General features: G+C 70.1%; 14 protein-coding genes. 10 read left to right on the forward strand and 4 right to left on the reverse strand.

Translation table 11 applies throughout. The features are described 5' to 3' along the window. Nucleotides 1-85 precede the first annotated feature (85 nt). Together D7W82_RS33225 and D7W82_RS33230 are read left to right on the forward strand one after the other, a co-directional pair. Nucleotides 86-637, forward strand: a complete 552-nt coding sequence (locus D7W82_RS33225; protein WP_147439690.1) for a hypothetical protein — start codon at nucleotides 86-88, stop codon at nucleotides 635-637. Between the two features lie 92 nt (nucleotides 638-729). Continuing rightward, nucleotides 730-1,290, forward strand: a complete 561-nt coding sequence (locus D7W82_RS33230) for an FxsA family protein (RefSeq protein ID WP_120622152.1) — start codon at nucleotides 730-732, stop codon at nucleotides 1,288-1,290. Here the strand turns inward: D7W82_RS33230 and D7W82_RS33235 are convergent. Continuing rightward, nucleotides 1,262-3,307 carry a FecR domain-containing protein gene (locus D7W82_RS33235; protein ID WP_120622153.1) on the reverse strand — a complete coding sequence of 682 codons (2,046 nt, stop codon included), beginning with the start codon at nucleotides 3,305-3,307 and terminating at the stop codon, nucleotides 1,262-1,264. The genes D7W82_RS33230 and D7W82_RS33235 overlap by 29 nt on opposite strands. Continuing rightward, nucleotides 3,294-3,962 (reverse strand): RNA polymerase sigma factor, encoded by a 669-nt coding sequence (locus tag D7W82_RS33240; protein ID WP_120622154.1) that lies wholly within the window; start codon nucleotides 3,960-3,962, stop codon nucleotides 3,294-3,296. The genes D7W82_RS33235 and D7W82_RS33240 overlap by 14 nt, the downstream gene beginning before the upstream one ends. A gap of 299 nt (nucleotides 3,963-4,261) precedes the next feature. Here D7W82_RS33240 and D7W82_RS33245 point away from each other — a divergent pair, with 299 nt between their 5' ends. Beyond that, complete coding sequence (locus D7W82_RS33245) at nucleotides 4,262-5,410, forward strand: hypothetical protein (protein ID WP_233588093.1); 1,149 nt, start codon at nucleotides 4,262-4,264, stop codon at nucleotides 5,408-5,410. Nucleotides 5,411-5,427: 17 nt separating this feature from the next. Here the strand turns inward: D7W82_RS33245 and D7W82_RS33250 are convergent, their stop codons facing one another. Beyond that, nucleotides 5,428-6,417, reverse strand: a complete 990-nt coding sequence (locus tag D7W82_RS33250; RefSeq protein WP_120622156.1) for a class I SAM-dependent methyltransferase — start codon at nucleotides 6,415-6,417, stop codon at nucleotides 5,428-5,430. 51 nt (nucleotides 6,418-6,468) lie between these two features. Between D7W82_RS33250 and D7W82_RS33255 the strand changes: the two genes are divergently transcribed. The 7 genes from D7W82_RS33255 (at nucleotide 6,469) to D7W82_RS33285 (ending at nucleotide 12,358) form a co-directional block, all read left to right on the forward strand. Then, a complete protein-coding gene (locus D7W82_RS33255) occupies nucleotides 6,469-7,230 on the forward strand; it encodes a crotonase/enoyl-CoA hydratase family protein (protein WP_120622157.1) in 762 nt (253 codons plus the stop codon). A gap of 63 nt (nucleotides 7,231-7,293) precedes the next feature. Then, nucleotides 7,294-8,439 carry a cystathionine gamma-synthase gene (locus tag D7W82_RS33260; RefSeq protein WP_120622158.1) on the forward strand — a complete coding sequence of 382 codons (1,146 nt, stop codon included), beginning with the start codon at nucleotides 7,294-7,296 and terminating at the stop codon, nucleotides 8,437-8,439. An 88-nt stretch (nucleotides 8,440-8,527) separates the two neighbouring features. Further along, nucleotides 8,528-10,357 (forward strand): discoidin domain-containing protein, encoded by a 1,830-nt coding sequence (locus tag D7W82_RS33265; protein ID WP_120622159.1) that lies wholly within the window; start codon nucleotides 8,528-8,530, stop codon nucleotides 10,355-10,357. A 74-nt stretch (nucleotides 10,358-10,431) separates the two neighbouring features. Then, on the forward strand, nucleotides 10,432-10,878 hold the full coding sequence (locus D7W82_RS33270) for a MaoC family dehydratase (protein WP_120622160.1): 447 nt from the start codon (nucleotides 10,432-10,434) through the stop codon (nucleotides 10,876-10,878). A 66-nt stretch (nucleotides 10,879-10,944) separates the two neighbouring features. Further along, complete coding sequence (locus tag D7W82_RS33275; protein WP_120622161.1) at nucleotides 10,945-11,403, forward strand: hypothetical protein; 459 nt, start codon at nucleotides 10,945-10,947, stop codon at nucleotides 11,401-11,403. 151 nt (nucleotides 11,404-11,554) lie between these two features. Then, complete coding sequence (locus D7W82_RS33280) at nucleotides 11,555-11,953, forward strand: hypothetical protein (RefSeq protein WP_120622162.1); 399 nt, start codon at nucleotides 11,555-11,557, stop codon at nucleotides 11,951-11,953. 3 nt (nucleotides 11,954-11,956) lie between these two features. Next, nucleotides 11,957-12,358, forward strand: coding sequence for a hypothetical protein (locus D7W82_RS33285; RefSeq protein ID WP_120622163.1), 402 nt, complete (start codon nucleotides 11,957-11,959; stop codon nucleotides 12,356-12,358). Between the two features lie 99 nt (nucleotides 12,359-12,457). On the opposite strand, the gene D7W82_RS33290 is transcribed toward D7W82_RS33285, so the two are convergent. Further along, complete coding sequence (locus tag D7W82_RS33290; RefSeq protein WP_120622164.1) at nucleotides 12,458-13,825, reverse strand: pyridoxal-phosphate dependent enzyme; 1,368 nt, start codon at nucleotides 13,823-13,825, stop codon at nucleotides 12,458-12,460. Nucleotides 13,826-14,073: the final 248 nt, after the last annotated feature.

The following is a 14,073-nucleotide window of genomic DNA, read 5'->3' on the forward strand; positions in this document are numbered from 1 at the left end:
GAGCGGGGGGGAGAGGTGGGCTTCATCGAGGCGTCTCGGAGGGAAAGAGGCGGGAGCGACCGCGCGGCGTATACTCGCAACCCGCGTGAGTTACGAGTTGGTCCTTCAGGCGCGGACCCAAGGCGCCCCCTTCGACATGGCCCGGGTGGACGCCCTGCTGGCGGCGCGCCCGGGGACCGACCGCCCGGACGGCGTGCGCGAGTGGGACCTGGGGCCAGGCACCGTGGAGGTGCTGCCCCTGCGCGACGGCAAGCGGGTGGTGGGCGCGGAGCTGCGCGTGCCGCTGGTGGATGGTGAGGACCTCATCCGCGAGGCCCTGACAGAGGCCGCCGGGCTGGCCCACCAGGCCCAGCTCCGGCTGTTCGACCCGCAGCTGGGAGAGGTCCTCACGGGCTCCGCCACGGAGCGGGTGGTCGAGCAGTACCTGCGCACGGAGCACTACCGGCGCACGGCGAAGCCCATGGAGATCACCCCCGGCCTGGAGGAGGCGATGGACCGGGCCGAGCGCGTGCACAGCCTGGGCCTGCCGTCCGAGCGCATGTCGCTGTCGTCGCGGCTGGTGCTCTTCGCGGTGGGTGGCTTCGCCCTCCTCTACTTCGTGATGAGCTTCCTGATGGCGAAGCTCAACGGGGAGTGAGCCGGGGGGCGCCGGGGGCCCTGTAGGGCGGAAGACACGGCGTGTCTGTCCGGCAATGAGCGCTGGAGTGAATCTGGCGTTAACGTGCCAGCGTGCTCAAGGCCCTCGTCATCGTCTGCATCCTGTTGCCCCTGGCGGAGCTGTACCTGCTGATAACCCTGGGGCATCACATCGGGTTGGGGTCCACGCTCGCGCTGCTGGCGGCCTCCGCCGTGCTGGGGAGCCTCATCGCCCGGAGGCAGGGCGAGAAGGTGTTCCGCAACTGGCGCGAGGCCATGGCCGGTGGCGGCGTGCCCGAGGAGGGCCTGCTCAACGGCGTGCTGGTGATGGTGGGCGGCGCGCTGCTCATCGCGCCGGGGTTCATCTCGGACCTGATGGGGCTTGCGCTGATGGTGCCGCCGGTGCGCCGCGTGGTGACGGCGCGGGTGCGGCGCTCGCTGGAGCAGACGCTGCGGTCGGGCACCGTGCGCTTCACGCAGGTCGGGCCTGTTCCGGGCGTGGATCCGTTCCAGGACGCCCGGCGCTTCGACCCGCAGGAGACGGCCGCGAAGGTGGAGCCCTCGGAGGAGGGCCCCGCCGCGTTCCGCCGCCCCCGGAGCGAAGGGGGCGAGGTGGACGCGGAGTTCACCAGCGACGAGGAACCCCGGGGCTGACGGGCACGCGCTGGGGCGACCCGTTCCAGCGCGGCGTCACGGGCGCGGGCGTCTTCGCGGGGGCGCCGGGCTCGGGCTCGGCGGACATGCCCAGGGCGATGCGGGCCTCGGTGGCGTAGTGGCCGTTGGGGAACTCGCGGAGGTACTGGCGGAACTCGTCCTCCGCGTCCGCGGGCTGGTGCTGCCGGTTGAAGCAGCGGCCGCGCAGGATGCGGGCCTGTTCCCGGTGGCTCGTGCGAGGGCTGGCGGAGGCGATCTCCCCCAGTCCCACGAGGAACTGCCCGCACGTGGTGCCGGCCGTCTGGACCTTGGCGTAGCCGAGGAAGCGCTCGTCGGAGTCGTCCGACAGCAGTCCGCCCGGAACGAGTCCCCCCAGCGTCTTGCGCTTGCGAGGCTCCGAGGGCGTGGCCGGAGCCATGGAGGGAGCCTGCACGGCGCCCGGCGTGGGCGAGGAGGACGCGAGCGAGCCCGCCGAAGTGCCGGGGTAGGGCGCGAAGTCGTCGGACGGGGTGGGCTCGCGCGGACGCACGGCCTGCGGAATCTCCGTGTTGGGAGCGTGCGCCTGGGCCAGGGCCTCCCCCGGCGCGGGCACGGCAGGGGGCGCCGGAGCCTGGGCGACGGCGGTGCGAGGCGCCTCGGGAGCCGGAGCCTCGGGCGTCTTCTGGGCGACGGCCTGCGACGGCGCGGCGTTGTTCTCCACGTCGGGCGTCTTTTGTGCGACGGCCTGCGACGGTGTTCCGGGAGCCGGAGCATCGGGCGTCTTCTGGATGATGGCCTGCGACGGCGCTTCAGGAGCCGGAGCATCGGGCGTCTTCTGCGCGACGGCCTGTGTCGGCGCGGCGTTGTTCTCCACGGGCGGGGTTCCGGGAGCTGGCGTGCGCGCCTCCGCGGGCGTGTCGCGGGTGGCAACGGACGGGCTTACTTCAACGCGTGACGGTCCCTTCTTCGAGTGCACGACGCTCGCGACCTCAGCGCTGGGCTCCGCGGCCCGCAGGTCCCGGAACGCCTGCCGGTCTCCGGCGGAGAGCGCGCGAGGCTTCAAGGTTTCACCCGTGCCCGCGAGCTCCACGCGCTCGCCCGCGTCCACGAAGCGAGGAGGCTGACCCTCCGCGTCCACGCGCACGCGTCCTTCAAGCACCGCCACCGCGGCCCCTGCCGCCGTGCGCTCCACCGAGAACACCGTCCCCACGACGGACACCCGCAGGCCCGCGGACTCCACGAGGAACGCGTCGCGCTGCGCATGCGAGGCCTTCACGGACAGCCGTCCCTGCTGGACGGTCAGGTGCACCGCCTTGGACTCGGCGCGGGCGAACACCACGTCCGAGCCCGCAGACAGACGCACGCGGCTTTCATCCGGAAGCCGCAGCACGGCCGACGCCTTCGGAGGCGTCCGCACCGCCATGCCCGAGCGCAGGCGCATCCCGGCCACCAGCGCATGCTCCACACCGGTGGCCTCCCGCACCACCGCGCCGGTGACACGCTCCGCCTCCGTGGTGGACGCGGTTTCCGAATGAGCCGCGACCGCTTCCTGCTTCACAGTGGCCGAAGGGGAGGCCGCACCCGACGCGACCGCTCCCTCCGTGTCGCCACGCTGCCCGGTGGCCTTCAAGTCCTCGGGCACGGTCCGCTCGCCGGAAGTCCCGGCGCCCGGGCGGGTCGCGACCGGGGACTCCGGCCCTTGCGCCGCATTCCTCCAGCGCGCCCCACCCAGCCACACCACCAGCGCGACGGCGCAGGCCCCCGCGAGCGTCATCGCCCACGGCGACAGCAACCGCCGCTCGGGCACAGCCATCCGCTTCGCCGCGGCGGCCTTCAGCTTCGCCCCCGTCTCCTCCCACCGCACGGAGGGCTCCACCGAGCGCGCCGTGTGCAGCAGCGCCCGGGCCTCCACCACGCGCTTCCACTCCGCCGTGCACGCGGCGCACGCGGCCACGTGCGCCTCCACGCGGGCCTTGCCGGCGGCATCCAGCTCCCCCGCGGCCAGCGCCCACAGGGCCTGTGTCTCATGACCGGTCATGGGAACCTCCCACCGGCCGGGCGACGACCAGACGCTGCATGGCTTCGGTGAACTCCAGTCTCGCGTGGTGCAGGCGGCTGCGCACGGTGTTGGGAGAGCTTCCCACGGCGACGGCGATCTCGTCCGGGCTCATGCCGCACAGCTCGGCGTAGACGAAGACGATGCGCTTCTTGGGCTTGAGCTTCTCCAGCGCCGCCTCCACCAGCCGGGCGGCCTGACGGCGCTCCGCGGCGCGCTCCGGGTCCTCCCCCGTCGCCACCATCTCGGGCGGGTCCGCGAAGGGGTCCTCCGGCCGGCGCCGCTTCCACCTCAGATGGCTGAGCGCCACGTTGGCGCACACCCGGTAGAGGAACGTCTTGAAGCGGGACTCCCCCCGGAAGCCCTTCACCGCCGTGAGCAGCCGCAGGTACGTCTCCTGAAGGAGGTCGTCCACCTCCACGCGGTTACCCACCAGGTGGCGCAGGGTGCGCGCCGCGTCCAGCTTCGTGGCCTCGTAGAGCTGCTCGAAGGCGGCCAGGTCTCCCTGCTGGACCCGCTGGACCAGGAGGCGCAGGCGGGCCTCGTCCGCGGAAGCCGGCCCACGCGCGTCCGCCGCGTCCACGCCGGACTCCGGCGGGACCGTGGCCGTCCACGTGCGCGCTCCTCGGCTGAACACCAGGGCCTCTCCTTCAGGGCGACGATGAAGGACGTCACCCTTTTCCAGGAACGCCCTCCAGTCTGTATCGGTGGTCCAGACGAGCACACTGCCTCCGTGCCCGTAGGTCTCCGGACCGACGAAAAAAGATCAAAAAGATTTGATCAATCTGGCCCCCTCTTGCGTCGAAGGCTCTCGAAATCGGATGACCCCCCCGGTGGCCGGTCCGGACCCATCCCATTCCTTTGGAGCCCCCACTCATGAGGAACATCACGCTTCGCGGCACATTGGTCGTGCCGTTCCTTACGCTGTTAGGCCTGTTGTCGGGTTGTATCCTCGAGACGAATGGTGGCGGCTACTGGCCTGACGACGACTACGACTCCAGCTACGGCTGTTCCACCACGTCGGACTGCGGCTCGAACCAATACTGTCACTCCGGCAGCTGCTGGGACCTGACCTCCGACTCGCAGGGCTGTGTCTTCTCCAGCGAGTGTCCCGGCACGCAGATGTGCATCAACGGCTGGTGCGCCCAGTCGTGCTACCGCGACTCGGAATGTGGCGCGGGCGGCCGCTGCAAGGACAACTTCTGCACCTCCTCTGGCACCAAGCCGGACGCGGGAACCACGGACGGCGGCACCAAGCCGGATGCCGGCACGAAGCCGGACGCGGGCTCGGACGGCGGCACCAAGCCGGACGCGGGCACGGACGGCGGCACGAAGCCGGACGCGGGCTCGGACGGTGGCGCCCCGGTCTGCCGGGTCAATTCTGACTGCGGCGCGGACCACTTCTGCATCAACGGCGCGTGCCGTCAGCAGTGCGACCGGGACGACAAGTGCGGCCCGGGCGGCTTGTGCGTCCAGGGCCTGTGCCAGAAGCCGCCGACGGACCCGAACGCGTGCACCACGGAGGCCCAGTGCCCCACGGGCCGCGACTGCGTGAACGGCCAGTGCCGCGCGCCGTGCTCCTCCACGACGGAGTGCTCGGCGGACACCAAGTGCGAGGTGGGCTACTGCCTGCCCATCCCGTCCGGTGGCCAGTGCCAGGCCAACTGCGAGTGCCCGGCGGGCCAGGTCTGCAACAGCGGCCAGTGCAAGTCGCCGCAGCCGGACCCGGGCCAGGCGTGCCTCGCCAACTGCGACTGCCCCTCCGGCCAGGTGTGCAACGGCGGCTACTGCAAGCAGCCGGTGCCGGACGCGGGCTCGGGCAGCAACATCTCCTGCACGGTGAACTGCGAGTGCCCGTCCGGTGAGGTCTGCACCAGCGGCAAGTGCAAGCTGCCCCCGACGCAGCCGTCGTACGACGCGGGGACGTCCGGCACCGTGTGCCGCGCCAACTGCGAGTGCCCGGCCGGCCAGGCCTGCACCAGCGGCCAGTGCAAGCCGGTGAACCACGGCTCCGGCAAGGTCTGCCAGGCCAACTGCGAGTGCCCGTCCGGCGAGCGCTGCCAGGACAACGTCTGCTGGCTGTAGCCGTCAGCGGCTGACGCTCACCGCGAGGGGGCCACCATGCGCCAGCACCGGTGGATCTCCTTGCGGTGGAAGTCCTCGGGGATGGAGCGGGGGGTGAGTTCCTCCACCTGCGCCATGCCCCGGGTCGCGGAGTCCTTCAGTTCGAAGCCCAGGAAGTTGGTGGAGAAGTAGAGGACGCCTCCGGGGGCCATCAGCGCCCGGAGGTGTTCCAGCATCCGCACGTGGTCGCGCTGCACGTCGAAGGTCCCCGACATCTTCTTCGACGTGGAGAACGACGGCGGGTCGCAGACGATGAGGTCGTACTTCTCATCCCCATGCTTCGCCTGGTCCTCCAGCCACGCCTTCGCGTCCGCGCGGATGAGCACGTGGCGCGGGTCCGCCAGGCCGTTGAGGACCAGGTTGTCCTCCGCCCAGTCCAGGTACGTGTTGGACAGGTCCACGCTCACGCTGCCCGCCGCGCCGCCCGCCGCCGCGTACACGGTGAACGCGCCGGTGTAGGCGAAGAGGTTGAGGAAGTGCTTCCCCTTGGCCTCGCCGCGCACGCGCGCGCGGGTGTTGCGGTGGTCCATGAAGAGGCCGGTGTCCAGGTAGTCGCCCAGGTTCACCCAGAACTTGAGGCCCTGCTCCTCCACCACCAGCCGCTCGCTGCCCTCTCCCACGCGGCCGTACTGCGAGCGGCCCCAGGGCTGGGGCGTGTGCGTCTTCACGGACGTGCGCTCGGGCGGCACGCCCAGCACGGTGGTGACGGCGGCGAGCACCTCGTCGCGCTCCGAGCTCCCCGTGGCGCCCTTCGCGAGGGCCTTGCGGCGGGGGAACTCCACGACGTGGGCGTGGTCGCCGTAGAGGTCCACGGCGTAGGGGTACTCGGGGATGTCCCGGTCGTAGACGCGGAAGGCGGTGAGCCCCTGCGCGCGGGCCCACTTGCGCAGGCGCTTCGCGTTCTTGCGCAGGCGGTTCTCGAACATGCCACCTGTGCCCTGCGTCTCCTGTTTGCCTTCGTCCGACATGGCTCCCCTCATATTGCAGGCCGCCCCGGGGGCGGGGGAAAACCACCGCCCATGAGCGTGCGCGTCGAGAAGAACGGCCCCGTCACCACCGTCATCCTCCACCGGCCGGAGGTCCGCAACGCGGTGGATGCGGGCACGGCTCAAGAGCTGGCGGACGCCTTCCGGGCCTTCGACGCGGACCCCGACGCGAAGGTGGGTGTCCTGTACGGCGATGACGGCACGTTCTGCGCGGGCGCGGACCTGAAGGCCGTGTCCGAGGGACGCCTGCTGCGCCTGGAGCCGGACGGGGACGGGCCCATGGGGCCTTCGCGCATGCTCCTGTCCAAGCCCGTGGTGGCGGCCATCAGCGGCCACGCGGTGGCGGGCGGCCTGGAGCTGGCGCTGTGGTGCGACCTGCGCGTGGCGGAGGAGGACGCGGTGCTGGGCGTCTTCTGCCGCCGCTGGGGCGTGCCCCTCATCGACGGGGGCACCGTGCGCCTGCCGCGGCTGATTGGCCTGTCGCGCGCGCTGGACCTCATCCTCACCGGCCGCCCCGTGCCTGCCCCCGAGGCGCTGGGCATGGGACTGGTCAACCGCGTGGTGCCGAAGGGCGAGGCCCGGAGCGCGGCGGAGGCGCTGGCCGCTCAAATCGCCTTCTTCCCCCAGGCCTGCATGAACGCGGACCGGGCTTCCGCCTACGCCCAGGGAGACCTGGCCTTCGAAGACGCGATGCGCCAGGAGTTCGAGGGCGGGGTGAAGGTGCTCCAGACGGAGTCCATCCCCGGGGCCACGCGCTTCGCGAAGGGGGCGGGCCGGCACGGCCAGTTCGAGTAGGACGACTCCGGGACCGGCAGGGACCGCTGCACGGCCGGTGGGACTGTGTTAGTTCGCGAAGCCATGCGCTTCGACACGCTCGCCATCCACGCCGGCCAGGAGCCGGATCCCACCACCGGCGCCATCATGACGCCCGTGTACCTGACCTCCACCTACGTCCAGGACGGACCGGGGGAGCACAAGGGCTACGAGTACAGCCGCACGCAGAACCCCACGCGCAAGGCGCTGCAGGACTGCCTGGCCGCGCTGGAGGGCGCGAAGTACGGCGCCGCGTTCGCGTCCGGCCTCGCCGGCACGGACATGCTGATGCACATGCTGGAGGCCGGTGACCACGTCATCGTCTCCGACGACGTGTACGGCGGCACCTTCCGCATCTTCGACAAGGTGTTCAAGCGCTCCGGCCTGAACTTCTCCTTCGTGGACCTCTCCAAGCCGGAGAACTTCGAGGCGGCCATCACCCCGAAGACGAAGATGGTCTGGGTGGAGACGCCGACGAACCCGATGCTCAAGCTCATCGACCTGGCGCGCATCGCCGAGGTCGCCAAGAAGCGCGGCATCATCTCCGTCGCGGACAACACGTTCATGACGCCGTACTTCCAGAAGCCCCTCGACCTGGGCTTCGACGTCGTGGCGCACTCCACGACGAAGTACCTCAACGGCCACAGCGACGTGGTGGGCGGCTTCGTCTGCACCAGCCGCGACGACATCGCGGAGCGGATGTACTTCCTGCAGAACGCGGTGGGCGGCGTGTCCGGCGCCTTCGACAGCTTCCTCGTGCTGCGCGGCGTGAAGACGCTGCACGTGCGCATGGACCGCCACGCGCAGAACGCGATGAAGGTGGCCCAGTACCTGTCCACGCACAAGCAGGTGAAGAAGGTCACCTACCCGGGCCTGGAGACGCACCCGCAGCACGCGCTCGCGAAGCAGCAGATGACCGGCTTCGGCGGCATGCTGACGTTCGACATCCACGGCGGCCTGGAGGCGGCGCGCACCTTCCTCAAGACGGTGAAGGTCTTCGCCTGCGCCGAGTCCCTGGGCGGCGTCGAGTCCCTCATCGAGCACCCGGCCATCATGACCCACGCCTCCATCCCCAGGGAGACGCGGGAGAAGCTGGGCATCGCGGACGGCTTCATCCGCCTGTCCGTCGGCATCGAGGACGCGCAGGACCTCATCGACGACCTCGCGCACGCGCTCGACCGCGTGAAGTAGTCCCCAGCCGCTCGCTCGCGCTCCAGGCAGCCGGCCCTGCCCTCCGGGGCAGGGGGAATGTTGGTTGGGACACACCGTTGCCGGCGCGATGCGTAACCGACTGCTTGGTCCCACCTGCCTCCTGGGCGCGTGGCTCGCGACTGGCTGCGAGTCACCGCCCGTTCCCACTGACTCCGACGTTCCTCCGGCCGCGCTGCCGGAGTCGCTCTCCGCGTCCAACTGCAATCAGCTCGTCACCCGGGCGGTGACGGCGAGCGGTGACGACGGCAACGTCCCCGCCAACACGCAAGACGACAACCTGGGCACTCGCTGGAGCGCGCAGGGGACGGGCGTCTGGCTCCAGATGGACCTGGGCTCGGCGCAGACGCTCACGGGCACCACCATCGCGTGGCACCGGGGCAACGAGCGCCAGAACCACTTCGTCGTCTCCACGTCCACCGACGGCAGCACCTTCACCCAGGCGTACGCGGGTGACAGCGCGCTCAACACGTCCGCGCAGACGGTGGCGTTCTCCTCGCGCAGCGCGCGCTACGTGCGCATCACCGTCAACGGCAACACGGTGAACGACTGGAACTCCATCGCGGAGACCCGCGCGTGCGCGGCCAGTGCGCCGCCGTCCTCCAGCGACTCCGGCCCCGCGCTGCCGCGCCTGCCGTACCTGCAGAGCGTGAAGCAGACGTCCGCCATCGTGGCCTTCCGCACCGCCAGCAGCTGCAACCCCACGGTGCGCTACGGCGAGGGCACCAGCCTCACGTCCTCCGTCAGCGCGGGCGTGTCCGGCACGCGCCACGCGGTGAAGCTGGACGGCCTGGCCGCGGGCCGCACCTACGGCTACGTGGTGGAGGCCTGCGGCAGCAGGACGGGCCTGCGAAGCTTCCAGACGTCCACGACGTCCTCGGCCACGAAGGCTCACTTCACCGCGATGGGTGACTTCGGCACGGGCGGCAGCATGCAGGGGAGGGTGATGGCGGTGATGAACACGCCGCAGTGGCGCTCGGAGCTGCTGCTGGCCCTGGGGGACAACGCGTACCCGGACGGCACGGACGCGGAGTTCCAGGAGCACCTCTTCACGCCCATGGCCGGCTTGCTGCGCGAAGTGCCCATGTTCGCCACGCCCGGCAACCACGAGTACGTGACGAACCAGGCGCAGCCCTACCTGGACAACATGTACCTGCCGGCCAACAACCCGCAGGGCACCGAGCGCTACTACTCGTTCGACTGGGGCCCGGTGCACTTCATCTCCCTGGACTCCAACTGCGCGGTGGGCCTGGCGTCCGCGGACCGGTGCACGCTCGCGGCGCAGAAGGCGTGGGCGGAGTCCGACCTGGCCGCGAACACGCGCCCGTGGGTGGTGGCCTTCTTCCACCATCCGTCGTGGTCCAGTGGTGAGCACGGCTCGCAGCTCACCATGCGCCGCCAGTTCGGCCCGCTGTTCGAGAAGTACGGCGTGGACCTGGTCCTCACCGGCCATGACCACGACTACGAGCGCAGCAAGCCCATGTTCGGCGACAACGTGGCCTCCAGCACCCAGCGCGGCATCCCGTACCTCGTGGTGGGCAGCGGCGGCGCCACGCTGCGTCCCTTCCCCTCCAGCCAGCCCGCGTGGACCGCGCTGCGCGACAACCAGGCCTACGGCTTCCTGGACGTGACGGTGGACGGGGGAACGCTCACCGCGCGGCTGATTACCTCCGGCAACACCGTGCGCGACACGCTGACGCTCAGGAAGACGCTGGCCAGGGCTTCGGCCCGCGGCGTCCAGGCCCGCGCGCTGGAGGCGGAGGAGGCCGCGGCGGAGGAGGCGCACGACACGCCTCCGGGCCCCACGGACGACCGCGCCGAGCCGGTGCGGCGCGGCCCCGTGCCGCCCGCGGACACGCTGGAGTCCGTGGCCGACCCGGAAGAGCCGCTTCCGCAGTAGCCGCGAGGCCCGCCGGAGGGTAGGGAAGGGCGGAGTGAACCGCCGGCGGGCCCGGCACCCACAGAAGGGACACCATGCGCTACTTCGAGGACTTCCCCGTCGGCGAAATCATGGAGCGGGGGCCGTACGTGGTGACGCGCGAGGAGATCATCGCGTTCGCGCGCCAGTTCGACCCCCAGCCCTTCCACATCGACGAGGACGCCGCCGGCAAGAGCATCTACGGCGGCATCATCGCCAGCGGGTGGCACACCGCCGCCATCTGCCACAAGCTCCTGGTGGAGGGCTTCCTGGGCCAGGCCGCCAGCATGGGTTCGCCCGGCCTGGACGAGCTGCGCTGGAAGAAGCCGGTGCGCCCCGGTGACTCGCTGCGGATCCGCATCGAGACGCTGGAGGCGAGGCCCTCCGCGAGCAAGCCGGACCGCGGCGCGCTCAAGCTGCGCCTGGAGGTCGTGAACCAGAACGGCGAGGTGGTGATGACGGAGGTGGCCAACGCCCTCTTCGCCCGCCGCCCGGCGCCGTAGCAGAACGACCCACACTTTGAGTTCCAGGGCTGACCTGGGTTACCAATACGCCCAAAGGAGAAGCCCATGTCCAACCCCAATGAGGTCGTTCCTCCTCCGGCGCCCAGCCGGCTGAAGCGCCCCGTGGAAGTGGTGCGCGCGGAGCTGCTGGCGGACGCCGACGTGAAGCAGCAGGCGGAGATGCTGAAGATCCCCGTCGCGCAGTACGTGGAGAAGATCCTCGACTACGCCATCCACCCGGACAAGCCGCCCCAGCTGGAGATCATCCCCGACGAGGAGCTCAAGGCCCGCGACCCGAAGATCGCCACGGTGGAGGAGATTGGCACCCACCTGCAGAAGATCATCGACGGCGAGGTCGTCATCAGCCCCGCCCAGCAGCGCGACGGCTTCAGCAGCGACAAGAGCCACGAGCAGCGCTACAGCGCCGCGCTGGGCTCCGCCAGCAAGCCCGGCCAGACCGTGGCCCCCAAGCCCGGCGCCGCCGTGGACCCCGCCGAGGCCAAGAAGGGCCCCATCCGGGGCTGAGCCGTCCCGCCAAGGCCCTGGAATCCCAGGGCTTTGCGGTGGGAGGCTCGGATAATCCCGGAACCGGAAACTTCTCCGGCGTCCCTCCGAGAATCCCACTGTCAGTCTCACTTCGAGGGCCCGCGCGGCCCTCCCCGAAAAGGATCAGACCATGGGTGGCATCGGCAAGGCTCTCGGCAAGGTGATGGACGTCGTCAAGCCGTTCGTGACGATGGTGAACCCGCTCCTGGGCGCGGCGATGAGCTTCGCCAGCGGCCTGATGCAGGGCAAGAACCCCCTCCAGTCGCTGCTGGGCGCGGCCACCGACCTCATCCCGGGCGGCGGCGTGCTCAAGAACGCGCTGGGGACCTTCGCCAACTCCGGCCTGATGGACGGCGCGGGCGGCAACAGCCTGCTGTCCGGCGCGCTGAACCTGGTGACGGGCAAGAACAAGGTCACCGACATCCTTGGCGACCTGTTCAAGTCCAACAAGAGCAACCCGCTCACCCAGCTGGGCATGAACAACGCGGCCGAGCTCGCCGCGCAGCGCATGTCGACGTTCGTCTCCTAGTCCATGAAGCCCGTCCGCTTCGACCCCAAGGTCCACCACGAGCTGCTCAACCTGTGGCGCAAGCCGTGGGATGAGACGATGACGCCGGAGGCCCTGCCGGAGTACGGCTTCGTGGTGCCGGACAAGGCGGCGGGCTTCCTGTACCGCACGGACAGCTCGGTGGCGTTGATTGAAGGCATCATCGCCGCGCCCGGGCTGACCAAGGAGGACCGCAACGAAGCGGTCAACGCCATCGTCGCCGCCGTCCGCGACGAGGCCCGGCGCCAGGGCTTCAAGCTGCTGTTGGGCTACTCGCAGCTGGACGCCATCAAGAACCGCGCGGAGCGCTTCGGCTTCATGCACGTGGGGCCCGGCTACCACATGGTGGCCCTGGACCTGACGAAGCCGGACCCGCCGGGACTCTGAAGAGACCCGCAGCTCCGCTCACGAAACACGACGGGCCCGAAGGGAGGATGTCCTCCTCCTTCCGGGCCCGCGGTGTTTCAGGGCCTCCGCCCGCGGTGCTTAAGCGGCGGTGCGGTGCAGGTAGTCGATGAGGTCGATCTTCGTGACGATGGCGACCACCGTCTCGCCGTCCTTCACCACGGCCACGTTGTCGCGCGCGAAGATTTCACGCAGCCGGTCGATGCTGGCCTCGGCGGACACGGCGCCCTGGAGCGGGGCGACGATGGGGTCGATGGCGTCCTGGAACTTCACCTTGTTGGCGACCAGGGCGTTGAGCAGGTCGTACTCGTGCACCATGCCCACGGCGCGCCCGTCGTCGGACACCACGGGCATCTGGCTGATGCCGTGGCTGCGCATGGTCTCCACCACGCGGTCCACGCGGTCACCGCGCTTCGCGGTCTTCAGGTCGCGGGGCTTCGCGCCGATGATGTCGCGCACCGTGCCGGCGCCCTTCTCCTGCATGAAGCCGTTGTCGCGCATCCACTCGTCGGAGTGGAACTTGCTGATGTAGCTGCTGCCGGAGTCCGGCAGGACGACCACGATGGTCTTCCCCTTGCCGACCTCCTTCGCCAGCTGCACCGCCACGTGCACGGCCGCGCCGGAGGAGCCACCCGCGAAGATGCCCTCCTCACGCGCCAGCCGGCGCGCGGCGTTGAAGCACATGCGGTCATCCACCTGGCGCACGTCGTCCACGACCTTGAAGTCCATGGCGCCGCAGAGCATGTCCTCGCCAATGCCCTCGACCTTGTAGACGTGCGGCTCGGTGAGCTTGCCCGTCTTGAAGTAGCCCTCGTAGACGGAGCCCTCCGGATCCACGCCGACGTTCTTCAGGCCGGGGATCTTCTCCTTGAGGAACTTGCCGGCGCCGCTCATGGTGCCGCCGGTGCCCAGGCCGGACACGAAGTAGTCAATCTTGCCGTCGGTCTGCTGGAAGATCTCCGGACCCGTCGTGTGGTAGTGCGCCTCGATGTTGTCCGGGTTGTGGTACTGGTTCAGCATGAACGCGCCCGGCGTCTCCTTGGCCAGCCGCTTGGACGTCTCGTAGTAGCTGCGCGGGTCCTCCGCCGGGACGTTCGTCGGCGTGACGACGACCTGGGCGCCCATGGCCTTCAGGCGGTTGATCTTCTCCAGGGACATCTTGTCCGGCATGGTGAAGATGCACTTGTAGCCCTTCACCGCCGCGGCCAGCGCCACGCCCATGCCGGTGTTGCCGGACGTGTTCTCCACGATGGTGCCGCCGGGCTTGAGCTTCCCCTCCCGCTCGGCCTTTTCGATGATGTAGAGCGCCATGCGGTCCTTGATGGACGCGCCGGGGTTCATGAACTCGCACTTCACGAGCACGGTGGCGTCGTTCGGACCGACGAGCTTGTTGAGCTTCACCAGCGGCGTGTGGCCAATGGCGGTGAGGATGTTCTGTTGGATGTCCATCGTGCGTGGCTTCCCGATAAAAAGTGAGGGTCGGGGCCTTATATGTGCTCCGCCCCGTCAGGGGGAACATGCCCGAAGGCGGGCCCCTTCCTGACGCAGGATGCCGCGACCGTGTGGGTGTTCCCTGGGGCTCCTCGTCGCGTAGGCGACAGGGCAGGCGGCCGCCAGACGCGTGGCCCACGCGGGCTTTGACCCGCCGCGCCGTGCCTCCGATACTCGCGGGCGTCTTTTCCCTCCCCCTCCGGAGC

It is taken from the genome of Corallococcus sp. CA049B, from assembly GCF_003611685.1.
GTDB lineage: Bacteria > Myxococcota > Myxococcia > Myxococcales > Myxococcaceae > Corallococcus > Corallococcus coralloides.